General features: G+C 72.5%; 22 protein-coding genes. 17 read left to right on the forward strand and 5 right to left on the reverse strand.

Going from position 1 to position 21,538, the window contains the following annotated elements; all coding sequences use genetic code 11:
- Nucleotides 1–80 precede the first annotated feature (80 nt).
- From AB0D31_RS15235 to AB0D31_RS15290, 12 genes are all read left to right on the forward strand, one after another.
- The gene (locus tag AB0D31_RS15235; protein ID WP_362722214.1) at nucleotides 81–719 is read left to right on the forward strand and encodes an NUDIX hydrolase; all 639 of its coding nucleotides are present in this window, start codon (nucleotides 81–83) and stop codon (nucleotides 717–719) included.
- Between the two features lie 280 nt (nucleotides 720–999).
- Nucleotides 1,000–3,012: a tetratricopeptide repeat protein gene (locus AB0D31_RS15240; RefSeq protein ID WP_362722406.1), complete on the forward strand. Its 2,013-nt coding sequence runs from the start codon at nucleotides 1,000–1,002 to the stop codon at nucleotides 3,010–3,012.
- A 162-nt stretch (nucleotides 3,013–3,174) separates the two neighbouring features.
- Complete coding sequence (gene ald, locus AB0D31_RS15245) at nucleotides 3,175–4,290, forward strand: alanine dehydrogenase (protein WP_362722409.1); 1,116 nt, start codon at nucleotides 3,175–3,177, stop codon at nucleotides 4,288–4,290.
- 404 nt (nucleotides 4,291–4,694) lie between these two features.
- On the forward strand, nucleotides 4,695–5,846 hold the full coding sequence (locus AB0D31_RS15250; RefSeq protein ID WP_362722217.1) for a ParA family protein: 1,152 nt from the start codon (nucleotides 4,695–4,697) through the stop codon (nucleotides 5,844–5,846).
- The gene (locus AB0D31_RS15255; protein ID WP_362722220.1) at nucleotides 5,831–6,358 is read left to right on the forward strand and encodes a hypothetical protein; all 528 of its coding nucleotides are present in this window, start codon (nucleotides 5,831–5,833) and stop codon (nucleotides 6,356–6,358) included. Before AB0D31_RS15250 ends, AB0D31_RS15255 begins: the two co-directional genes overlap by 16 nt.
- A gap of 63 nt (nucleotides 6,359–6,421) precedes the next feature.
- Entirely contained in the window at nucleotides 6,422–7,405 is a 984-nt protein-coding gene (locus tag AB0D31_RS15260) for a segregation/condensation protein A (protein ID WP_362722223.1), read from the forward strand.
- 9 nt (nucleotides 7,406–7,414) lie between these two features.
- A complete protein-coding gene (gene scpB, locus AB0D31_RS15265) occupies nucleotides 7,415–8,035 on the forward strand; it encodes an SMC-Scp complex subunit ScpB (RefSeq protein WP_362722226.1) in 621 nt (206 codons plus the stop codon).
- Nucleotides 8,035–9,306 carry a pseudouridine synthase gene (locus AB0D31_RS15270; protein WP_362722229.1) on the forward strand — a complete coding sequence of 424 codons (1,272 nt, stop codon included), beginning with the start codon at nucleotides 8,035–8,037 and terminating at the stop codon, nucleotides 9,304–9,306. Before scpB ends, AB0D31_RS15270 begins: the two co-directional genes overlap by 1 nt.
- A gap of 132 nt (nucleotides 9,307–9,438) precedes the next feature.
- Nucleotides 9,439–10,065 carry a nicotinamide riboside transporter PnuC gene (gene pnuC / locus AB0D31_RS15275; RefSeq protein ID WP_362722411.1) on the forward strand — a complete coding sequence of 209 codons (627 nt, stop codon included), beginning with the start codon at nucleotides 9,439–9,441 and terminating at the stop codon, nucleotides 10,063–10,065.
- Nucleotides 10,062–11,144: an AAA family ATPase gene (locus AB0D31_RS15280; RefSeq protein ID WP_362722232.1), complete on the forward strand. Its 1,083-nt coding sequence runs from the start codon at nucleotides 10,062–10,064 to the stop codon at nucleotides 11,142–11,144. The genes pnuC and AB0D31_RS15280 overlap by 4 nt, the downstream gene beginning before the upstream one ends.
- 167 nt (nucleotides 11,145–11,311) lie before the next feature.
- On the forward strand, nucleotides 11,312–12,049 hold the full coding sequence (locus AB0D31_RS15285; protein ID WP_362722413.1) for an NUDIX domain-containing protein: 738 nt from the start codon (nucleotides 11,312–11,314) through the stop codon (nucleotides 12,047–12,049).
- On the forward strand, nucleotides 12,046–13,059 hold the full coding sequence (locus AB0D31_RS15290) for an ADP-ribosylglycohydrolase family protein (RefSeq protein ID WP_362722234.1): 1,014 nt from the start codon (nucleotides 12,046–12,048) through the stop codon (nucleotides 13,057–13,059). The genes AB0D31_RS15285 and AB0D31_RS15290 overlap by 4 nt, the downstream gene beginning before the upstream one ends.
- Before the next feature lie 36 nt (nucleotides 13,060–13,095).
- On the opposite strand, the gene AB0D31_RS15295 is transcribed toward AB0D31_RS15290, so the two are convergent.
- The 3 genes from AB0D31_RS15295 to AB0D31_RS15305 all read right to left on the reverse strand — a co-directional run bounded on the left by AB0D31_RS15295 (nucleotide 13,096) and on the right by AB0D31_RS15305 (nucleotide 14,835).
- A complete protein-coding gene (locus tag AB0D31_RS15295; RefSeq protein ID WP_362722236.1) occupies nucleotides 13,096–13,788 on the reverse strand; it encodes a nucleotidyltransferase domain-containing protein in 693 nt (230 codons plus the stop codon).
- A gap of 18 nt (nucleotides 13,789–13,806) precedes the next feature.
- Nucleotides 13,807–14,280: a Rieske (2Fe-2S) protein gene (locus AB0D31_RS15300; RefSeq protein WP_362722239.1), complete on the reverse strand. Its 474-nt coding sequence runs from the start codon at nucleotides 14,278–14,280 to the stop codon at nucleotides 13,807–13,809.
- A gap of 219 nt (nucleotides 14,281–14,499) precedes the next feature.
- The gene (locus tag AB0D31_RS15305) at nucleotides 14,500–14,835 is read right to left on the reverse strand and encodes a DUF952 domain-containing protein (protein WP_362722242.1); all 336 of its coding nucleotides are present in this window, start codon (nucleotides 14,833–14,835) and stop codon (nucleotides 14,500–14,502) included.
- A 235-nt stretch (nucleotides 14,836–15,070) separates the two neighbouring features.
- Here AB0D31_RS15305 and aroH point away from each other — a divergent pair, with 235 nt between their 5' ends.
- From aroH to der, 5 genes are all read left to right on the forward strand, one after another.
- Nucleotides 15,071–15,433 (forward strand): chorismate mutase, encoded by a 363-nt coding sequence (aroH, locus tag AB0D31_RS15310; RefSeq protein WP_362722245.1) that lies wholly within the window; start codon nucleotides 15,071–15,073, stop codon nucleotides 15,431–15,433.
- Nucleotides 15,430–16,515 carry a prephenate dehydrogenase gene (locus AB0D31_RS15315; protein ID WP_362722248.1) on the forward strand — a complete coding sequence of 362 codons (1,086 nt, stop codon included), beginning with the start codon at nucleotides 15,430–15,432 and terminating at the stop codon, nucleotides 16,513–16,515. The genes aroH and AB0D31_RS15315 overlap by 4 nt, the downstream gene beginning before the upstream one ends.
- Before the next feature lie 260 nt (nucleotides 16,516–16,775).
- Complete coding sequence (gene cmk, locus AB0D31_RS15320; RefSeq protein WP_362722250.1) at nucleotides 16,776–17,483, forward strand: (d)CMP kinase; 708 nt, start codon at nucleotides 16,776–16,778, stop codon at nucleotides 17,481–17,483.
- Nucleotides 17,484–17,536: 53 nt separating this feature from the next.
- Nucleotides 17,537–18,124 (forward strand): lysophospholipid acyltransferase family protein, encoded by a 588-nt coding sequence (locus AB0D31_RS15325; protein ID WP_362722416.1) that lies wholly within the window; start codon nucleotides 17,537–17,539, stop codon nucleotides 18,122–18,124.
- Nucleotides 18,125–18,194: 70 nt separating this feature from the next.
- Nucleotides 18,195–19,643 (forward strand): ribosome biogenesis GTPase Der, encoded by a 1,449-nt coding sequence (gene der / locus AB0D31_RS15330; protein WP_362722253.1) that lies wholly within the window; start codon nucleotides 18,195–18,197, stop codon nucleotides 19,641–19,643.
- 62 nt (nucleotides 19,644–19,705) lie between these two features.
- Here the strand turns inward: der and AB0D31_RS15335 are convergent, their stop codons facing one another.
- Nucleotides 19,706–20,092, reverse strand: coding sequence for a hypothetical protein (locus AB0D31_RS15335; protein ID WP_362722256.1), 387 nt, complete (start codon nucleotides 20,090–20,092; stop codon nucleotides 19,706–19,708).
- Between the two features lie 376 nt (nucleotides 20,093–20,468).
- Nucleotides 20,469–21,236 carry a hypothetical protein gene (locus AB0D31_RS15340; RefSeq protein WP_362722259.1) on the reverse strand — a complete coding sequence of 256 codons (768 nt, stop codon included), beginning with the start codon at nucleotides 21,234–21,236 and terminating at the stop codon, nucleotides 20,469–20,471.
- Between the last annotated feature and the right edge of the window lie 302 nt (nucleotides 21,237–21,538).

The raw sequence follows: 21,538 nt of genomic DNA on the forward strand, positions 1-21,538 counted from the left end.
TACCGTTGCCGGGGTACGAGCCTTCCGGGGCCCGTACCCCGGTTTCTGTTTTTTGCGCGAGCACTGTGGAGGACGCCGACATGGCCATCGAGGACACCGCCGAACACTGGCAGATCGTGGCGACCGCCACCCCCTTCACCGGCCACAAGACCAGCGTCCGCACCGACGACGTGGTGATGCCCGACGGCGCCGTCCACCAGCGCGACTACCAGGTCCACCCCGGCTCGGTGGCGATCCTCGCCCTGGACGACGAGGGCCGGGTCCTGGTGCTGCGCCAGTACCGCCACCCCGTGCGCCACAAGCTCTGGGAGATCCCGGCTGGGCTCCTCGACGTGCCCGGCGAGAACCCGCTGCACGCCGCCCAGCGCGAGCTGTACGAGGAGGCGCACGTCAAGGCCGAGCGCTGGCAGGTCCTGACCGATGTGTTCACCAGCCCCGGCGGCAGTGACGAAGCGGTACGGATCTTCCTGGCCCGGGACCTCTCGGAGGCCGACGGCGAGCGTTTCGAGGTCGCCGAGGAGGAGGCCGACATGGAGCTGGCCCGGGTGCCGCTCGACGAGCTGGTGCGGGGTGTCCTCGCGGGGGAGCTGCACAACACGTGTCTCGTGGTCGGGGTGCTCGCGCTCTCGGCGGTCCTGCGCGGCGACGGCGACGGTGACGGCGTCGAGGCGCTGCGCCCGGCCGAGGCGCCGTGGCCGGCGCGGCCCTTCGAGGCCTGAACCCGACGGCCCCTTCGAGGCGTGAGCCGGGTGCCTGCCGCGCCCACGGGTCTCGTGGCCGGTGCGCCCCTTCGAGGCGTGAGCCGGGTGCCTGCCGCGCCCGCGGGCCCACCCCTCTCCCCTCCGATCTGAAAATCCGCTGATCCGATCGGGCGACATCCCCGCCGCGCTCCACCCAAACGGTCACGAAGCGTGAACTACGCTCGGACTGCCCGTGCGGATACCCGCACGGTCTCCAGGTGCGCAGGCGGACGGAGCGTGGCCCGTGACGGATCAGGCGGTGGACGTGGGTGGCGCTGCCGCCGGGCAGTGCACGGGGGAATTCCTGGGCAGGCACCGGGAGTTGAAGGAACTCAGGGCCGACATCGAACGGGCCGGGCTCGACACCCTCTCGGGCAGGAAGTCGCCCCGGGCCAGGGTCCTGCTCATCGCGGGCCGGCCCGGCTCCGGCCGCACCGCGCTCGCCGCCGAACTGGCCCGCAGGGTCGCAGGCGAGTACCCCGACGGGGTGCTGCGCGCCGCGCTCAGCGAACCCGGCGGAGCCCGGATCCCGGCCGACCGGGTCGCCCGCGACCTCCTGGACGCGCTGGAGGTGCCGGCGCCGCCCGGAGCCGGCCAGGACGAGCTGACCGAACGGGTCCGGGGGGCGCTCGCGGACCGCCGGGCGATCGTGCTCCTCGACGACGCGGCCGACGCCGAACAGGTCGGCCCGCTCCTGCCCGACACCTCCCGCTGTCTGATCGTGGCGACCGCCGCGGGACCGCTCACCGGTATCCCGGACGTCCGCCCCTGCACCCTCGGCGGCCTCGACACCAAATCGGGCGTCGAGCTCCTGGAGAGCTTCACCGGCTCCGTGCGCGTGACGGTCGACCCGCGCGCCGCCGAGACCCTCGTCGAAGTGTGCGCGGGACAGCCCGCCGCCCTCGTCCTGGTCGGCGGCTGGCTCGCCGCCCGCCCCAAGGCCGCCGTCTCCGACGTGGCCAAGCAGCTGCGCGCCCTCTCCGACGACGTGGCCGAACTGCCCAGCGCCGCACAGCCGTTGGCCCGCGCCTTCCGGCTCGTGTACGACTCCCTCTCGCAGCCGGCCGCGCGGATACTGCGACTGCTCGCCCTCGCCCCCGCCGGAATCGCCGACGCCCACACCGCCTCCGCGCTGGCCGGCTGCTCGGTCTCCGGCGCCCAGGCCGCCCTGAACGACTTCGTGGCGTACGGGCTGCTGCGCAGGGACCCCGACGTGCCCGAGCAGTACCGGGTGCCCGGCGCGCTCGCGCCGCTGCTGCGCGCCCTGTGCGACAGCGTCGACCGGCCCGGCGAGGTGCAGCTGGCCCGCGCCCGGATGCTGGAGCGGACCGTGCGGCTGCTCCAGTCCTGCCGCGCGGTCACCGAGCCCGAGGGCTCACCCGCGCGCAAGCGGCTGGCCGGCCTGCCGCGCGCCCTGCGCTTCCCGAGCGCCGCCCACGCCGCGGCATGGCTGGACAGCCGCAGGCCCGCGCTGCTCGCCGCCGCGCGCCTGGCGGTGGAGGACGGCGAGCTCGACACCCTCGCGCGGCGCCTGGTCGCCGCCCTGGTGCGGGCGCTCGCCGCCCACCGGGGCGCCGATGCGGCCGCCCCCGACCTGTACGGCCTGCACCAGCTCGTCCTGGACGTCGCCGAGCGGCGCGATCTGCACCGCGAGAAGGCGGCGGCCCTGCTCAACCTGGGCGACCTGGACGCGCAGACCGGCCGCACTCTCGACGCGCTGGCCCGCTACCGGCTCGCCCTGGACGCCGGCCGCGCGGCGAACGACCCGTACGCCACGGGCCGCGCGATGGAATCCGTAGGCGGCGCCCACCAGGAGCTGGGGGACTGGCCGCGGGCCTCCGACTGGTACGGGCGCGCCCTGTCGCAGCGGCTCGCCCGCGGCGAGCGCGCCGACGAAGCGAGGCTGTACGGACGGCTCGCCACCGTGCACACCTACGCGGGCCGCTACGGCGAGGCGTTGCGCGGCTGGCGCGCGGCGGTGGCCGGATACCGACGGCTCGGCGATCTCCCCAGCCAGGCAAGGGCGTTGAGCGAGGCGGCCCGGGTCCAGGAGTACGCCGGGCGCCCCGAGGAATCGCTGCGCACCTGCCGGGAGGCGGTGGAGCAGGCACGCAAGGCCGGTGATCTGCGCTTGCAGGCCGCGCTCCAGCTCCGGCTCGCCGACACCCTCGACCGGCTCGGCGACCCCACGGCGGCACGATTGCACCGCGCGACGGCCGATCGACTTCTGGAAGATGAGGCAGCAGCCCCAAGGGACCTGCGAAATCCGTAGCGCTCCAGCCAAAGATTAGAGCTTTGTAAGGGTAGACAGCGAGAAAACCTTCATTAGACTGGCTCTGCCGCAACTTACTGCGGTGCCTCCCGGTGTGCCGTCGTGCGTCCGGGTATGTATGGCATTGCCCCCCTTTTCCCTGAGCCAAGGACCGTGATCGACGTGAAGGTCGGTATCCCCCGCGAGGTCAAGAACAACGAGTTCCGGGTGGCCATCACCCCCGCCGGTGTGCACGAGCTGGTGCGCAACGGCCACCAGGTCTTCGTCGAGCAGAACGCCGGCGTCGGCTCCTCGATCACGGACGCCGAGTACGTCGGCGCCGGTGCGGAGATCCTCCCCACCGCCGACGAGGTCTGGGCCACCGCGGACCTGCTGCTCAAGGTCAAGGAGCCCATCGCGGAGGAGTACCACCGCCTCCGCAAGGACCAGACGCTCTTCACCTACCTGCACCTCGCCGCCTCCCGCGCGTGCACGGACGCCCTCCTGGAGTCCGGCACCACCGCGATCGCGTACGAGACCGTCGAGACGGCCGGCCGCCAGCTGCCGCTGCTCGCCCCGATGTCCGAGGTCGCGGGCCGGCTCGCCCCGCAGGTCGGCGCCTACCACCTGATGCGCTCGGCCGGCGGCCGCGGCGTGCTCCCCGGCGGCGTCCCCGGCACCCACGCCGGCAAGGCCGTCGTCATCGGCGGCGGCGTCTCCGGCTGGAACGCCACGCAGATCGCCGTCGGCATGGGCTTCCACGTGACCCTGCTCGACAAGGACATCAACAAGCTCCGCGAGGCCGACAAGATCTTCGGCACGAAGGTGCAGACGATCGTCTCCAACGCCTACGAGCTGGAGAAGGCCGTCGTCGAGGCCGACCTCGTCGTCGGCGCGGTGCTCATCCCCGGCGCCAAGGCCCCGAAGCTGGTCACCAACGAGCTCGTCGCCAAGATGAAGCCCGGAAGTGTCCTTGTCGACATCGCGATCGACCAGGGCGGCTGCTTCGAGGACTCGCGTCCGACCACCCACGCCGAGCCGACCTTCATGGTCCACAACTCGGTCTTCTACTGCGTCGCCAACATGCCGGGCGCGGTTCCGAACACCTCCACCTACGCCCTCACCAACGCCACGCTGCCCTACATCGTGTCGCTGGCGAACAACGGCTGGGTCGAGGCGCTGCGCCGCGACGCCGCGCTCGCGCTCGGCCTCAACACCCATGACGGCCAGGTCGTTTACGGCCCGGTCGCCGAGGCCCACGGCCTGGACCAGGTCGAGCTGCACTCGCTCATCGGCTAGTCACAAGCCGGTTCGTCAACGCGGACCGTCAACCCCGTACATCCGGCCGGACCTTGTCGACCAAGGTCCGGCCGGATGTGTATCGCGACACTACCGACCGCCCGTGACGGGCCCGCTCAACTCGCCTCGAACGTAACCCTTTAACCGTTTCGAGCAGTGGTGAAACGTGCGCTTGAGTGCCCGCACGCCCTTGACAGAGTGGTGTTCGGTTGCCGACACATCGGGCCCGGTCCGGCGGATTGTGTTGCTGCGGACCGGTGACACGCCATAGAGTCGCCAACCGTCGGCATGGTGCCACGCTGACCTATCGATAAAGTTTCCTGGTCACATCCAAGGAGGTAAGACGACTTGTGAATGAGTCGACATTTACTCCCGGAGGTGGTCAGTCAGGAATCCCTGCGGGGATGTCCGTACGGGGCCAGCGCCCTTCGGGGCCCGAGGCTGTCGGCTCCGTCGCGGTCCGGACCTCCGAAACCACTCTGGTCCCCGCGCACGCGGGGATGGTCCCCACCCAGCACATGACGACAGCCCCACGGATGATGGACGGCCTACACGTGAACGCCACGGCCGGCAACGAGAGCGGCCGGGACACCGCCGCTCTCGCCGACTTTGAGGAAGTGCCGCAGGCGCACTTCTACGACCCCGACGCCGAGTACGAGCCCGACCCCGAGTACGCGGCCACCCTCGCGCCCGACGCCGCACGCCAGCGTCGCGAGCGGATCGGTCCGACCGGACGGCCGCTGCCGTACTTCCCGATCCCGGGTCCGCTGACCGACCACGGTCCCGCGAAGATCATCGCGATGTGCAACCAGAAGGGCGGCGTGGGCAAGACGACGTCGACCATCAACCTGGGTGCCGCGCTCGCGGAGTACGGACGGCGCGTGCTGCTCGTCGACTTCGACCCGCAGGGAGCCCTGTCGGTCGGTCTCGGCGTCAACCCGATGGAACTCGACCTCACCGTCTACAACCTGCTCATGGAGCGGGGCATGTCGGCCGACGAGGTGCTGCTCAAGACCGCGGTCCCCAACATGGACCTCCTTCCGAGCAACATCGACCTGTCCGCCGCCGAGGTGCAGCTGGTGAGCGAGGTCGCGCGCGAGTCCACGCTCCAGCGGGCGCTCAAGCCGCTGATGCAGGACTACGACTACATCGTGATCGACTGTCAGCCCTCGCTCGGCCTGCTGACCGTCAACGCCCTGACGGCGGCGCACAAGGTGATCGTGCCGCTGGAGTGCGAGTTCTTCGCGCTGCGCGGTGTCGCGCTGCTCACCGAGACCATCGAGAAGGTGCAGGAACGTCTCAACCCCGACCTGGAGTTGGACGGCATCCTCGCCACGATGTACGACTCGCGCACGGTGCACAGCCGTGAGGTCCTGGCCCGTGTGGTCGAGGCCTTCGACGACCACGTCTACCACACGGTCATCGGCCGGACCGTGCGCTTCCCGGAGACCACGGTCGCCGGTGAGCCGATCACGACGTACGCCTCCAACTCCGTCGGCGCGGCCGCCTACCGTCAGCTCGCCAGGGAGGTGCTCGCCCGGTGTCACGCCGAGTGAGTCTGCCCGGGGCCGACGAGCTGTTCCGTACGACCGGGGGGATGGCGCTCTCGCCGTCCGCCCCGAGGCGGGGGACCAACGGTGAGGCCCGGGTGCCGTCCCCGGCGGGCGAGAGCGACCCCGTCGCCGAGGCCGCCGAGGCGGAGCACACCGCCGCGGGGGAGGACTCCGGGGCCGGCGAGCCGCGCAGCCGTGGCGCCGCCGAGGCGGAGGCCGCCAAGGCCCGTCGTACGCCCGCACAGGGCGGCTCGGGCACCGCGCAGCAACGGCGCCGCCAGCGGGCGGCCAACCGGCGGCCCAGCGGACGCGAGCGGCACGACGAGAAGATCACCGTGTACGTCTCCGCGGAGGAGCTGATGGACCTGGAGCACGCGCGCCTGGTCCTGCGCGGGGAGCACGGCCTCGCGGTCGACCGCGGGCGGATCGTGCGCGAAGCGGTCGCCGTCGTCCTCGCCGACCTGGAGTCGCGGGGCGACGCGAGCATTCTCGTACGGCGTCTTCGGGGGCGGTAGCCGTTAGCCTGCGGCGGAGCCCTTTCGCGCCGCCCGCCCGCCCTTTTCTCCCCTGGACCACCCTTGCCGCCTGCTGACGAGCCCGACGTTCCCGTTGCGCGAGCGGCACGGCGTGCGCTGGGGCCGGGTCCGGGGGCGCCATCCCCGGACCCCTGCCCGTCCAGCGCCGGAGAGACCGATCTTCCTTCAGCCGGCGCGGAAGAGGCCGAGGCCGGCCCCGAGGAACCCCCGAGCGGGACCGGGCCATCCGACGGCCGGTTCACCATTCGGCTGGCCAACTTCGAGGGGCCCTTCGATCTCCTGCTCCAGCTGATCTCCAAGCACAAGATGGACGTCACGGAGATCGCGCTCTCCAAGGTCACCGACGAGTTCATGGCGCACATCCGGGCCATGGGCGCCGACTGGGACCTGGACCAGACCACCGAGTTCCTCGTCGTCGCCGCCACCCTGCTCGACCTCAAGGCCGCCCGGCTGCTGCCCGCCGCCGAGGTGGAGGACGAGGCCGACCTCGCGCTCCTGGAGGCCCGGGACCTGCTGTTCGCGCGGCTGCTCCAGTACCGGGCGTACAAACGCATCGCGGACATCTTCAGCGAGCGGCTCGACACCGAGGGGCGCAGATATCCGCGTACCGTCGGCCTGGAGGCGCACCTCGCGGAGCTGCTGCCGGACGTCGTCATCAGCGTCGGCGCCGAGGGGTTCGCCAAGCTGGCCGTCAAGGCCATGCAGCCCAGGGCCAAACCTCAGGTGTACGTCGACCACATCCACGCCCCGCTCGTCTCGGTGCGCGAGCAGGCGGAGATCGTGGTGGCCCGGCTGCGGGAAGCCGGGGAGGTGAGCTTCCGGGTGCTCGCCGAGGACGCCCCGGACACCCTCACCGTCGTCGCCCGGTTCTTGGCGCTCCTGGAGCTGTACCGCGAGAAGGCCGTCGTCCTCGACCAGGACGAGGCGCTCGGGGAGCTGATGGTGCGCTGGAGCGGCGGCGAGGGCGACGGGACGCCCAAGGTGACCGACGAATTCGACCACGTGGTGACGGAGGAGCAGGCGTGAGCGAGGGGAGTGACTGCGGAACTGGCGCTCAAGCCGGCCCTGGAAGCCGTCCTCATGGTCGTCGACGAGCCGGCCACCGAGGAACACCTCGCCAAGATCCTGGAACGCCCCAGACATGCCGTGGCGGACGCCCTGCGGGAGCTGGCCGACGAGTACACCGTCCAGGGCCGCGGCTTCGAGCTGAGGCTCGTGGCGGGCGGCTGGCGGTTCTACAGCCGGGCGGCGTACGCCGACGCCGTCGAGGGCTTCGTCCTGGACGGCCAGCACGCCCGGCTCACCCAGGCGGCCCTGGAGACGCTGGCGGTCGTCGCCTACCGGCAGCCGGTGAGCCGCTCGCGGGTCTCCGCGGTGCGCGGAGTCAACTGTGACGGGGTCATGCGGACCCTGCTCCAGCGGGGTCTGGTCGACGAGGCGGGCACGGAACCCGAAACAGGTGCGATCCTGTACAGGACGACGAACTACTTTCTGGAGCGGATGGGCCTGCGCGGCCTGGACGAGCTCCCGGAGCTGGCGCCCTTCCTCCCCGAGGCGGAGGCGATCGAGGCCGAGACGCTGGAGGGTGTTCCGTCGTTCGACCCGGACGCGCCTGACGCGCCGGAAACCCACGCAGACGACAAGACGGAAATGTGATGCGAAGCAGCAGCGGCAGGGACAGCAGCGGAAACAACGGCGGGAGCCGTGGTGGCAACAGCGGCGGCCGCGGCAGCAGTGGTGGTGCCGGCGGCCGGGGCGGCAGCCGGGGCGCCGGTGGCGGCGGGCGCGACGACCAGCGCGGCGGCCGGCCCGCCGGCGGCGGTGGCCGCGACGGCCAGGGCAAGAGCGGTGGCGGCGGCTGGGGCGTCGGCGGCGGCCGGGACGGCCAGGGCAAGAGCGGCGGTCCGCGCCAGAGCGGCAGCGGCAAGCCGCGTCCCCTGCGCCCCGAGGAGCGCACGTACGACGTGGGCTTCGACGACAGGGGAGGCGCACCCCGCAGCGGTCGCGGCGCCTCCGCGCGCGGCGGCGCCAAGGGTGGCCCGAAGGCGCCGCAGGGCGGCACCCCCGTCCGTCGCGGCCCGCACGGCCAGCGGCTCGGCGCGGCCCGCCCGCGCGAGCTCGACGCCAAGATCGAGCAGCGCAACCGCGACCGGTACGCGGACAAGCCCGACGTGAAGACCCCCAAGACCTTCCCCGGCGCCGAGCAGGAGGGCGAGCGGTTGCAGAAGGTGCTCGCCCGGGCCGGCATGGGCTCGCGCCGCGCCTGCGAGGAGCTCATCGAGCAGTCCCGCGTCGAGGTCAACGGCGAGATCGTGCTCGAACAGGGCAAGCGCGTTGACCCCGACAAGGACGAGATCAAGGTGGACGGCCTGACCGTCGCCACCCAGTCGCACCTGTTCTTCGCCCTGAACAAGCCGGCCGGTGTCGTCTCCACCATGGAGGACCCCGACGGCCGCCAGTGCCTCGGTGACTACGTCACCAATCGCGAGACCCGGCTCTTCCACGTCGGCCGGCTCGACACCGAGACCGAGGGCATCATCCTGCTCACCAACCACGGCGAGCTGGCCCACCGTCTGACCCACCCCAAGTACGGCGTGAAGAAGACCTACCTGGCCGCCATCACGGGCCCGCTGCCGCGCGAGATCGGCAAGCGGCTCAAGGAGGGCATCCAGCTGGAAGACGGCTACGCACGCGCCGACGCCTTCCGGGTCGTGCAGCAGACCGGCAAGAACTACCTCGTCGAGATCGAGCTGCACGAGGGCCGCAAGCACATCGTGCGCCGCATGATGGCCGAGGCCGGCTTCCCCGTCGAGAAGCTTGTACGCGTCGCCTTCGGCCCGATCGGCCTCGGCGACCAGAAGTCCGGCTGGCTGCGCCGCCTCACCAACACCGAGGTCGGCATGCTGATGCGCGAGGTCGACCTCTAGTCCTCACCACCTGCCTAACACAGAGCCCGGCTTCCCGTCCTGTACGGGGAGCCGGGCTCTGTCGTCGTATGCGCCCCCCGAATCCCCGTGCGCCCGTTCGAACGGGCTTGTGCGCCGGCCCCGGGGGCCTTTATAGTCAGGGTGACCATTAAGGAGACCGGCGTGAGCCTCAGCTGGACGGAAATCCTCGGCTTCGCCAGTGGCGCGCTCTGCGTGTGGCTGGTGGCCCGGCAGCACATCGCCAACTGGCCGGTGGGGCTTGCCAACAACGTGTTCTTCATCGTGCTGTTCCTCCAGGCGGGCCTGTACGCGGACGCCGGACTCCAAGTCGTCTTCATCGCCCTCGCCGTGTACGGCTGGTGGACCTGGGCCCACGGGGGTGGACCAGGTCCCGGCACGCTGCCGGTGCGGCGGACGACCCGCACCGAGTGGCTGTGGCTGCTCGCGGCGGGGGCGGTGGGGACCGTCGCACTGACCTTCCTGCTCGGCGCGGCCACCGACTCGACCGTCCCGTTCTGGGACGCGCTCACCACCGCGCTCTCCCTGGCGGCGACGTACGGACAGTGCAAGAAGCTCGTCGAGTCCTGGTGGCTGTGGATCGCGGCCGACGTGGTCTACATCCCGCTCTACGCCTCCAAGGGGCTCTATCTGACCTCGCTCCTGTACGTCGGATTCCTCGCCCTGTGCCTGATCGGCCTGCGGGGCTGGCGGCGTGAGCTCGGCGCACATCCGGCGCGGCTCGTGGAGGCGACGGCGTGAAGAGCCACGAACACGGCCTCGTCCTCGGCAAGTTCTACCCGCCGCACGCCGGCCACCACCACCTGGTGCGTACCGCCGCCGAACACTGCGAACGGCTCACCGTGCTGGTGTGCGCGGCCTCCGTCGAGACGATCCCGCTGGCCGAGCGGGTGCGGTGGATGCGGCAGGTGCACCCGGACGCGCGGATCGTGGGCGCCGTCGACGACACCGAGATGGACCTGAACGACCCGGCGATATGGGACGCGCACATGGCCGTCTTCCACGGCGCCGTCCCCGAGCGCGTCGACGCCGTCTTCACCTCGGAGCCGTACGGCGATGAACTGGCCCGGCGTTTCGGCGCCGAGCACGTCCTCGTCGACCTCGACCGCACCGCCTTCCCGGTCTCCGGCACCGCCGTGCGCAAGGACCCCGCGGGCAGCTGGGACTTCCTCGAACAGCCCGTACGGGCCTGGCTCGCCCGGCGCGTGGTCGTGCTCGGCGCCGAGTCCACCGGCACCACCACCATGGCCCGCGCCCTCGCCGAGCACTACCGGGCGCGCGGCGGGGTCTGGGCCGGCACCCGGTGGGTCGAGGAGTACGGGCGCGAGTACAGCGAGGGCAAGCTGGCCGCGCTGCGCGCCCGCTTCCCCGAAGCCCAGTGGGAGGACGCCGAGTTCGGCTCGGACGAGTTCCCGGTGATCGCCGAGCGGCAGAACGAGCGCGAGAACGCGGCGGCCGGGCTCGGCTCGCCCGTGCTGTTCTGCGACACCGACTCCTTCGCCACCACCGTCTGGCATGAGCGCTACATGGGCGGGCGCAACCCGCGCGTCGACGCGGTCGCCGAGCGGGCCGCACCCCACCACCTGTGGCTGCTCACCGACCACGCCGGCGTGCCCTTCGAGGACGACGGGCTGCGCGACGGGGAGGAGCTGCGGCCCTGGATGACCGAGCGCTTCCGGTCCGAACTCACCCGCACCGGGCGGGAGTTCATCGAACTGCACGGCCCGCACGAGGAGCGCCTGGCCACCGCGGTCGCCGCCGTGGACGCCCTCCTCGACCGCGGCTGGGCTCTCGCCGACCCGCTCCCGGAGCGACGGTGAGCACGGCCGGGGCCCGCGGCCCGGAGGCAGACCGCGCCCGGCCCGCGCGGGGGGAGGTGCACGGCCCTGGTGGCGGGAGGCCCAAGAGCCCTGCTGGGGAAGGCGCGTCGCCGGAGGTCGCGGTGCCGGATGCCGCGGCGCCCCAGCTCACCGTGCCCGAGGCCACCGTGCCCGCGGCCAACGTGCCCGAGGGATACGACCCGCACGCCTTCGAGCCGTTCGCCGTCACCGTGGACCTCGCCGTCTTCACCGTGCGCGACGGCGCCCTGCACGCCCTGCTCATCCGGCGCGGCCAGGACCCGTACGCGGGGGCGTGGGCACTGCCCGGCGGGTTCGTGCTGCCGCGCGAGTCCGCCGAACTCGCGGCCCGGCGCGAACTGGCCGAGGAGACCGGGCTCGCCGAGGACGTCGTCGCGACGCTCCACCTGGAACAGTTGCGCACCTACAGCGAGCCCGACCGCGACCCCCGGATGCGGGTCGTGTCGGTGGCGTACACCGCGCTCGTGCCCGACCTGCCCGAACCGCGCGGCGGGGGCGACGCGGCGCACGCCGAATGGGTCGCCTTCGGCCGCGAGGGCCGGCTCGCTTTCGACCACGCCGACATCCTCGCCGACGCCCACGAACGCATCGGCGCCAAGCTCGAATACACCTGCCTCGCCACGTCGTTCTGCCCGCCCGAGTTCACCCTCGGCGAGCTCCAGCAGGTGTACGAGACGGTGTGGGGCACCGTCCTCGACCGCCCCAACTTCCGCCGCAAGGTCCTCGCCACGCCCGGCTTCGTCGAGCAGGTGGCAGGCGCGTCGCGGCTGACCGGCGGCCGGGGCAAACCGGCCGCGCTCCACCGGGCGGGCCCCGCGACCGCGCTGCACCCGCCCCTGCTGCGCCCGGAAGGACGACAGACATGAACCGTGCCGCGCAACGAACCGCCACCGGAGCCCTGATCGGCCTCGCCCTGGGGGACGCCCTCGGCTTCCCCACCGAGTTCAACGACGTACCCGCGATCCTCGCCAAGTGCGGCCCATGGCGCGCGATGACGCTGCCCGACCCCGCGATCGTCACCGACGACACCCAGATGACGCTCGCGCTCGGCCGGGGCATCCGCACCGCCATGGCCCGCGGCCTGCTCGACCCGAGCCGCCTCGAAGGGCCGGTCCGCGCCGAGTTCGTCCACTGGTACCACTCGCCCGAGAACAACCGCGCGCCCGGCCGCACCTGCCTGGTGGCGTGCGCCCGGCTCGACAGCAAGCTGCCCTGGCAGCGGGCGAGCGAGATCGGCTCCAAGGGGTGCGGCGCCAACATGCGGGTCGCGCCCATCGGGCTCGTGCCGGGCCTGAGCGAGGAGCAGCGGGCGGGTGCCGCCCAGTTGCAGTCCGCGCTCACCCACGGCCACCCGACCGCGCTCGCCGCATCCGACCTCACCGCACGCGCCGTGTACCTGCTCGCCCAGGGCGCCGACCCGGCGGCCCTGGTCGGCCTGCTCCGGTCGTACGCGTACGAGAACCGCACCCGGTACCACGAGCGCTGGCTCGGCGACCTGTGGACGCACGCCCAGGACCCGAGCCCGGCGCACTTCATCGCCCGCGGCTGGGACGACTGCCTCGACGCACTCGACCGCGTGCTCAAGGCGCTCCGCGCCCCCTCGCCCGAAACCGACCCGTGCCTGGACACCGGTGACGGCTGGGTGGCGGAGGAGGCCCTCGCCACGGCCCTGCTCTGCTTCCTGCTCTTCCCCGACGAGCCGCTCACCGCCCTGCGCAGGGCCGCGTGCACCCAGGGCGACTCGGACTCGATCGCCTGCCTGGCCGGCGCTTTCGCGGGCGCCCACCTGGGGGCCCGGGCCTGGCCCGAGGAGTGGGCCGAGCGCATCGAGTACCGCAGCGAACTCCTGACCCTGGGGGCGCTCTGGGACGCCTGAGCCACCGGCCCGTACACCCGCGCGGTGATCGGCGGCCTACACCGCCCGCGTCAGGGCCGACTCGCGGCGTACCCGGAACAGGAACTCCGCGACCCGGGCCCGGTCGGGCCCGGCGGGCAGGGGGCTGCGGGCGGCCGCCGCGTCGGACTCGGCCGCCAGGCGGGCCATCCTGGACTCCACCTCGGGCCAGGACACCTCACCGCGCTTGACCGCGAGGAGCCGCTCGCGCTCGGCGCCTACGTCGATCGTGAGCACGCCGGTGCGCAGCAGGTCGCGGCAGCTCATGAGCAGCCGCAGCAGATGCATGGCGTGCTTCCACCGCGGCACACCGTGCTGCCGCATGTCGGCGTCGAGCTTCCTGCGCTGGCCCAGCGCGTAGCGTGCGAAGGTCTCGTGTGCCTGCCGGGAGAGGAACGCCCCGCGCAGCGCCAGGAGTTCCCGCCCGGTGGCGTCGATGTGCTCGACCAGTGGGGAGTGCAGACACTCCAGTACGTTCGGGTTGGCGCGCAGGGCCAGTTCGCAGAACCGCTCCAGCTCCCAGCTGAACTGCTCGTCGGCCGGGCCCTCCACATGGGTCGGCGGCTTCTCGAAGCGCCAGAAGAGCGGGGTCGGCGCGAGATAGATCCCGCGGACGTCGGTGTCGCTGTCCTCGGTCGCGAGCCCGAAGGCGCGCGAGCCCATGACACAGGAGTAGACGGTGTGGCCGGCGACGAGTTCCTCGGGCGTCATGACACCCATCGTCGCCGGTCAGGGGAGCAGGATCGAATCCTTATCGACGGTGATCTGCCGGGCGGGCAGCGGGCGTGGAGCGGGGCCGCGGGCAACCGAGGCGTCCGCGATCCGGTACTTGCTTCCGTGGCAGGGGCAGTTGATGGTGCCGTCGGACACGCTGGAGACCGTGCAGCCCTGGTGGGTGCAGATCGCCGAGAACCCCTTGAAGGTGCCGGCCTGCGGCTGGGTGACGACGACCTTCTGCTCGGCGAACACCTTGCCCCCGCCGACCGGGATGTCCGAGGTCTGGCCGAGAACCTGACCGGACCGCGCGGGCGGGCTCGACTGGCCCGGCGTGGCGGAGGATGCGCCGCTCGGTGTACCCGGGGTGTTCGGCGTGTTCGGGGCGGGGGTCGAACTCCCGCCGCTGTCTCCGGAGTTGGAGCATCCCGCGAGGGCCGCGGCGCCCGCGGCCACGAGTACCGTCCGGCGGCTGTTGACTGCATCCATTGTGTGCTCCTCAGATCGGAACAAGGTCGTCACGCCGGCATCGGAAGGACGCGCGGCAGGAGCATCCTGGCGCCCACGGCCCCCGGGACGAAGCACCGACGGGGCCGGTGTCCCCGTTTGCGCGTCCCGGAGTCCGCGCGGCGCGGCCCGGACCGCTGAGCGCAGGCGTGCCCCCGCGTCCTTCCGCGTGCCCCCGCGTCCCCCCGCGTCCCTTGCGCGTCACAGCCAGGGGGTGAGTTCCACCGCCCGCCCCGCGGCGTCCCGGCGCACTTCGAGGACGGCCGTGACGGCCGCCCGCTCGACGGGCCCGTACACATGCGGGAACAGCACCTCTCCCGGGCCCTCCCAGCGGACCTCGGCGGTGAGCGCCGACTCCTCGACGCACAGCACCAGGAGCGGGCCCGGCACCTCCCGGTAGTGGGCATCGGCGACGGCCAGCGCCGACAGCCCGTCCGCCGAGCAGTGCACAAAACCCTCGGCGGCCAACGAGCGCGGCGCGTAGGGCCGGCCGGGGGCGGCCGACCACTCGTCCAGGGGAACCACATGCAGGATCATTCGTCGGTTCTACCGCACGCCCAGCCTTCCGCATGCCCGGTTCACCGCACGCCCGGTCCACCGCAAGCCCGGCGCGGACAGGTCAAGCAGGCGCTCACCGGCGACACCCTCCGTCACATCGCCGACCAGGCCGGGTCCCCCCCGTCCGAGGGGCGGCCGCCGCGTCCGGGCGACGGCGGCGCTGACTACGCTGGACGGGAAGAACGATCGATGGCCGGAGTCCGAGGAGTACGTCGTGGCGGTACGAGCGGTCCGCGGGGCCGTCCAGCTGGAGCGGGACGAGGCCGCGCACATGGACGAGCAGGTCGGCCAGGTCCTCACCGAGATCCTGGAGCGCAACGGGCTGACCCCGGACGACCTCATCAGTGTCTGGTTCACGGCCACCCCCGATCTGCACAGCGACTTCCCGGCCGCCGCCGCGCGCCGGCTCGGTCTCGCCGACGTACCCCTGATCTGCGCGCAGGAGCTGGACATCGCCGGTGCCATGCCCCGCGTGGTGCGCGTCCTCGCGCACATCGAGACCTATCTCGACCGGTCCGAGATCGCCCATGTCTACCTCGGCGCCGCCGCCGCCCTCCGCAAGGACATCGCCCAGTGAGAACCGCCCTCGTCATCGGTACCGGCCTGATCGGCACCTCCGCCGCGCTGGCCCTCGCGAGCCGCGGGATCGCCGTGCACCTCGCCGACCACGACCCCGGCCAGGCCCGCACCGCCGCCGCGCTCGGCGCCGGCACGGACGAGGCGCCCGAGGGGCGGGTCGACCTCGCCGTGATCGCCGTGCCGCCCGCGCACGTGGCCGCCACCCTGGCCGGGGCGATCCGCGACGGGGTGGCCCGCGCCTACATCGACGTGGCCAGCGTCAAGGGCGGCCCGCGCCGCGAGCTGCTCGCCCTCGGCTGCGACCTGGGCTCCTACATCGGTACGCATCCGATGGCCGGCAAGGAGCGCTCGGGTCCCCTCGCCGCCACCGCCGACCTCTTCGAGGGCCGGCCCTGGGTGCTCACCCCGACCCGCGACACCGACACCGAGGTGCTCAACCTCGCGCTCGAACTGGTCGCGCTGTGCCGTGCCGTGCCGGTCGTCATGGACGCCGACGCCCACGACCGGGCCGTGGCCCTCGTCTCGCACACCCCGCAGCTGGTCTCCTCGATGGTCGCCGCCCGTCTGGAGGAGGCCGACGAGACGGCGGTACGCCTGTGCGGCCAGGGCATCCGCGACGTCACCCGCATCGCGGCCTCCGATCCCGGCATGTGGGTCGAGATCCTCTCCGCCAACCCGGGCCCGGTCGCCGACGTCCTGTCCGGCATCGCCGCCGACCTCGACGAGACGGTGCGCGCCCTGCGCTCCCTGGAATCCGCCGACGAGGACAAGCGGCGCGGCGGCGCGGCCGGCATCGAGGACGTGCTGCGGCGCGGCAACGCCGGCCGGGTCCGGGTGCCCGGCAAGCACGGCGCGGCCCCCGCCACGTACGAGATCGTCGCCGTGCTGCTCAGCGACGAGCCGGGCGGCCTCGCGCGGCTCTTCGCGGACGCGGGCCGGGCCGGGGTCAACATCGAGGACGTGCGCATCGAGCACGCCACCGGTCAGCAGGCCGGCCTGGTCCAGCTGATGGTCGAGCCGACGGCGGCCGCGGGCCTGACCGCGGCGCTGCGCGAGCGGGGCTGGTCCATCAGGCAGTGACGCGGTCAGGCAGAAACGGGGTCAGGCAGTGGCGGGGTCAGGCAGTGGCGCGGTCAGATGGTGACGCGGTCAGGCGGTGACGGGGTCAGGCAGTGGCGCGGTCAGGCAGTGGCGCGGTCAGATGGTGACGCGGTCAGGCGGTGGCGCGGTCACGCGGTGAGGCGGTACTCCCGACCGGGCGGGACGGCGGGCCCGCACGAGCCAGTAACCTTGTACGGGGCGGATTTGCGTCCCGAGCATCCCCGCCCCGTACAAGGAAGGTGTCCGTCACCGTGGAAACCGCCGCCCGGACCGCTCCGGCAGCAGTGATTGTCGCCATCGACGGCCCCTCCGGCACCGGCAAGTCCAGCACCTCCAAGGCGGTCGCCGCCAAGCTGGGGCTGAACTATCTGGACACCGGAGCCCAGTACCGGGCGATCACCTGGTGGATGATCACCAACGGGATCGACATCGCCGACCCGGCGGAGATCGCCGTCGCCGCGGCCAAGCCCGTGATCGTCTCCGGCACCGACCCGTCGGCGCCGACCATCACCGTCGACGGTGAGGACGCGTCGGGCCCGATCCGCACCCAGGAGGTCACCTCCAAGGTCAGCGCGGTCAGCGCCGTCCCCGAGGTGCGCACCCTGATCACCCAGCTCCAGCGGGACATCGCGGCCGGCGCGGGGCACGGCATCGTGGTCGAGGGCCGTGACATCGGTACGACCGTGCTGCCCGACGCCGACCTCAAGGTGTTCCTCACCGCCTCGCCCGAGGCGCGCGCGGCCCGCCGCAGCGGCGAGATCAAGGGCGCCGACGTGGCCGCCACCAAGCAGGCCCTGATCAAGCGGGACGCGGCCGACTCCGGCCGTAAGACCTCCCCGCTCGCCAAGGCCGACGACGCCGTCGAGGTGGACACCACCGAGCTCACGCTCGACCAGGTCATCGAGTGCGTCGTCACCCTCATCGAGGAGAAGCGGGCCGCCAAGTGACGGTTCCCTCGAACCGAGGCGCCGAGATCGGGCGCCGCATCGGTGTCGGTCTGATGTACGGGCTGTTCAAGCCCCGGGTGCTCGGCGCCTGGCGCGTTCCGGCGGGTGGTCCGGTGATCTTCGCCGTCAACCACTCCCACAACATCGACGGCCCGATGGTCATGGGCACCGCCCCGCGCGGCACCCACTTCCTGATCAAGAAGGAAGCCTTCATCGGGCCGCTCGGCCCCTTCCTCGAAGGCATCGGCCAGCTCAAGGTGGACCGGACGGTCGCCGACCGCACCGCGATCACCGACGCGCTGGCCGTGCTCGACCGTGGCGGCGTCCTCGGGATCTTCCCCGAGGGCACCCGCGGCGACGGCGACTTCGCGTCGCTGCGGGCAGGCCTCGCCTACTTCGCCGTACGGTCGGGGGCGCCCATCGTCCCGGTGGCCGTCCTGGGAAGCACCGAGCGCCGCGGACGGTTGATAAAGGCGCTGCCCCCGCTGCGCAGCCGCGTCGACGTGGTCTTCGGAGACCCTTTCCCTGCGGGGGACGGCAGCGGACGCCGGACCCGCAAGGCGCTCGACGAGGCCACCGTCCGCATCCAGGACCGGCTCACCGGCCACCTGGCGAACGCCAGGCGCCTGACCGGGCGCTAGGCCAGACTTTCAGTAGTGGACCGCTCGATCGCGGTCCACCGATCACGACGATGAACGAGGTACGGACTTCATGAACGACCAGCACGACCACGGAGCACTCGGCGACGCCGAGTTCGCGGAGTTCATGGAGCTCGCCGCCGAGGAGGGCTTCGACGCCGAGGACATCGAGGACGCCCTCGACGAAGCCGGCCACGGCCCGCTCCCGGCCCTCGCCGTCGTCGGCCGCCCCAATGTCGGCAAGTCGACCCTGGTGAACCGGATCATCGGCCGCCGCGAGGCCGTCGTCCAGGACAAGCCCGGCGTCACCCGTGACCGCGTCACCTACGAGGCCGAGTGGGCGGGCCGCCGCTTCAAGGTCGTCGACACCGGCGGCTGGGAGCAGGACGTCCTCGGCCTCGACGCCTCCGTCGCCGCCCAGGCCGAGTACGCCATCGAGGCCGCCGACGCCGTGGTCTTCGTCGTCGACGCCACCGTGGGCGCCACCGACACCGACGAGGCCGTCGTGCGGCTCCTTCGCCGGTCCGGCAAGCCCGTGGTGCTCGCCGCCAACAAGGTCGACGGCATGTCCGGCGAGTCCGACGCCGCGGCCCTGTGGTCGCTGGGCCTCGGCGAGCCGTACCCGATCTCCGCGCTGCACGGCCGCGGCACCGGCGACCTGCTGGACGAAATCCTCAAGGCGCTCCCCGAGGCCCCGGCGCAGCGCTTCGGCACCGCGGTGGGCGGCCCGCGCCGCATCGCCCTCATCGGCCGTCCGAACGTCGGCAAGTCCTCGCTCCTGAACCAGGTCGCGAAGGAGGACCGCGTCGTCGTCAACGCCCAGTCCGGCACCACCCGCGACCCGGTCGACGAGCTCATCGAACTGGGCGGCATCACCTGGAAGTTCGTCGACACGGCCGGCATCCGCCGTCGCGTCCACCTCCAGGAAGGCGCCGACTACTACGCCTCGCTGCGTACCGCCGCCGCCGTCGAGAAGGCGGAGGTCGCGGTCATTCTCATCGACACCAGCGAGTCGATCTCCGTGCAGGACCAGCGCATCATCACCATGGCCGTCGAGGCCGGGCGCGCCGTCGTCATCGCGTACAACAAGTGGGACACCCTCGACGAGGAGCGGCGCTACTACCTGGAGCGCGAGATCGAGACGGAGATGCAGCAGGTCGCCTGGGCGCCCCGTGTCAATGTCTCCGCGCTGACCGGCCGCCACATGGAGAAGCTGGTCCCGGCGATCGAGACGGCCCTGGCGGGCTGGGAGACCCGGGTCCCCACCGGCCGCCTCAACGCCTTCCTCGGCGAGCTCGTGGCCGGCCACCCGCACCCGATCCGCGGCGGAAAGCAGCCGCGCATCCTGTTCGGTACGCAGGCGGGCACCAAGCCGCCGCGGTTCGTGCTCTTCGCCTCCGGCTTCATCGAGGCCGGCTACCGGCGCTTCATCGAGCGCCGGCTGCGCGAGGAGTTCGGCTTCGAGGGCACCCCGATCCACATCTCGGTGCGGGTGCGCGAGAAGCGCGGGCGCAAGAAGTAACGCCGGTACGGGGCCCGTGAGGGTGTGACGTCCTCACGGGAGCGAGCCCGTACGCGAGAGGTTCAGAGCCCCCTGCGGGGCCCGGGCGGCAGGGCCGCCGGGAGCTGATGCTGCCCGGCGTACTGCCGCCCGTTCGCGTTCATCGCGGGGTGCACATGCCAGTTCCCCGCGTACGTCGCCGGGAAGTGCTGGGTCTGGTGGCTCGGCTGGCCGGTGCGGGAGCCGTGCATCACCGGGACGAAACCGGTGCCGAGCGCCCCGAAGCCGACGAACCCGAGATCCTCCTCGCCCGACCGGTCGCCGGGCAGGGCGCGGAAGGACCGGAGGTACTCCGAGTACAGCGCGTCGTAGATCGGCGTGGGGGAGTGGGCTCCCGATGCGTCGCCCGAAGGGCGCATCGCGGGGATCTGGGACTGGTACTGCTGGCGGGAGGGGTCGTATGAGTGCACGTCTGTGCCAACGACCCCGTGGGGCCGGGGTTGCGGGGTATTTCCGCTTATCGGTAGCGCGGCACGGAAACGCCACACGCCCCTCTCGGCCCCCGCCGGACCCTCGGAGGGCCCGGCAGAGCACGGAAGGGGCGCGTCGGGCGTGGTTCCCAGCGGCGCAGAGCGGCGGCGCCGTGCGGCGGGCCGGATCCCGGGGTCGCACGGGCGGTTCGGGTCACCACGGGGTCGCACGGGGAGACTCGGTTGTGGTCGGCCTGCGGCCCCGTGGGGCGGCTCGGCGGTCGGTCTGAGGGCTCGGGGGGCCGCTCGGCGGTCGGTCTGAGGGCTCGGGGGGCGGCCAGGTCGGGGCCAGGGCCCCGCGCTCCCCCGCGTGGTCTCAGGTGCCGGCCAGCGGCATCGCGGCGGCGACCAGGCGGCCGTCGGCGGCGGCCTTCTCCAGGGCGTCCCTCAGCAGGTCCTCGCGGGGCTGCTGGCCGATCACGCCGACCGGAACGGCGAAGACCAGCACACGCTGCGACTTGTTGGCGGCGGCACGCCAGCCGTCGGTCACCTGGAGCGGCTGGTGCGCCTGCCACCACGAGACCGAGCCGCTGCCACCGGTGCCGGGCTGCAGGACGGCGTGCAGCTGGCCCATCGCGAGCAGCACGGACCAGCCCGGCAGCACCGAGGGCAGCCGCCCCATGTCGGTGACCGGCACGAAGCCCTGCTCGATGAGGAGCGGCAGGAACTCGTCGCTGGTGCCGCCCGAGCCCGGGCGGGCGATCGGGGCGGTCGGCTCCACGACGAGCGCGGGATGCAGATCGCCCTCGATCAGCACCAGACCGCTGGTGATGCCGAGCACCGCCTGCTCAGATCCGCCGGCCGGCTCCTCGCCCGTGATCGACCGTACGGCGCCCTGGAGCTGCTCCTCGGCGACCTGGACGACCTGCGAGGGGATGCAGCTGGCATGGGCGAAGGCGAGGACGGCCGTTTCCTCGCCGACGAACAGGACGGTGCTGGTGCGCTCCTGCTCGGAGTCGCCCGGCGTCCGGCAGGAGGTGCAGTCGTAGCTGCCCGGGGCGTTCTCGCCGGCGAGCAGCCGCTCGGCTTCTTCGTCGCCGATCTCGGCGCGGACGTCCTCACTGACGTCGAGCATGCGCGGCACGGGTGGCTCCTAGGAACTGAGTGGATGCGCCGGGCGGTTCCCGGCTTCTCTCGTACGAACGACAACGGACGATCCGCGGCCGGGGTCACGCGCGAGGGCGAACGGAATGGAAGCGCACACCGCTCAGCCGTGCACCGGAAGCGCGCCGTCGTCGCCGGCCGGCTCGTACACCGTCAGGGGCGGTGACACGCTCTCCGCCGGTACGGAGGACCCCGCCCTGACCAGCGGTGATACCCCGTCGGCGCGCGGACGCGGCCAACCCAAGTACAGTCCGTTCGAGACCGAAGGGTTTCGAATCCGAC

Origin of the sequence: Streptomyces sp. NPDC048361, assembly GCF_040651795.1 — a bacterium.
Taxonomy (GTDB): Bacteria; Actinomycetota; Actinomycetes; order Streptomycetales; family Streptomycetaceae; genus Streptomyces.